1 protein-coding gene is annotated in these 1,009 nt (G+C 54.9%); it reads left to right on the forward strand.

The annotated features are described in order from the left end of the window. Positions 1-1,009: CHAT domain-containing protein (locus JUI58_RS00365; RefSeq protein ID WP_204101771.1), on the forward strand; the 1,009-nt coding region annotated here is incomplete at both ends.

Genomic DNA, 1,009 nt, shown 5'->3' on the forward strand with positions numbered 1-1,009 from the left:
CTCACCCAGATGGAAAAATCCATCGCCATCCTCGAAGACCTCCGCACCAAAGCCCCCACCACCGAACTCCGCCAAACCTACTTCGCCTCCGTCCAAGACTATTACCAGTTCTACATCGACCTTTTGATGGAACTGCACCAGAATAACCCAAATAAAGGCTACGATGCCCGCGCCTTCCAAGCCAGCGAAAGTTCCCGCGCCCGCACCCTCACTGAAATTCTCACCGAAGCACAATTCGACCTCAAAGCCGACCTTCCCCCCGCCCTCCTTGCTGAAGAAAAACGCCTTAACCAGGCACTCAGTACCGCCGAACAAGAGCGCGTGCAACTCCTCCAGAACCCCCAGGGTTATGCTAACGCCGATCTCGAAGCCATCAAAAGCAAGATCGAGACAATTCTCGACGATTTGCAAACCCTCGAAGCCCAAATTCGCCGCGAGAACCCCGCCTACGCGAACTTAAAATATCCTCAACCCCTCACCCTGCAACAAATCCAAGCAAATATCCTCGACGATGACACCCTCCTCCTCGAATACGCCCTCGGAGGCGATCGCAGCTATCTCTTTGCTGTCAGTAAAACCGAGTTTACCGCCTACGAACTCCCCTCTCGCCAAGACATTGAAACCGCCACAGAACGCTATATCACCGCCCTGCAAGCGGAAGACCGCAACCCTCTCAGCGAAGGAACAAAACTGGCGAAAATGCTCCTCGATCCCGTTGCAGGTACGCTGAAAAATCAACGTTTGGCGATCGTCGCTGACGGGAAACTCAACCGCTTGCCCTTTGCTGCTTTACCGTGGGGCGCAAGCATAGAGGGCGCAAGCATAGAGGGCGCAAGCATAGAGGGCGCAAGCATAGAGGGCGCAAGCGTTGCGCCCCTACTGGTCAACCACGAAATTATCAACCTTTCCTCTGCTTCCAGTCTCGAGGCACAACGCAGCCAATGGGCAAAACGTACCCTCGCACCCAAACAGATCGCCGTCCTTGCCGATCCTGTCTTTTCCTGTCGAG

The sequence above is a fragment of the Spirulina sp. CCY15215 genome (assembly GCF_016888125.1).
Classification (GTDB): Bacteria; Cyanobacteriota; Cyanobacteriia; order Cyanobacteriales; family Spirulinaceae; genus CCY15215.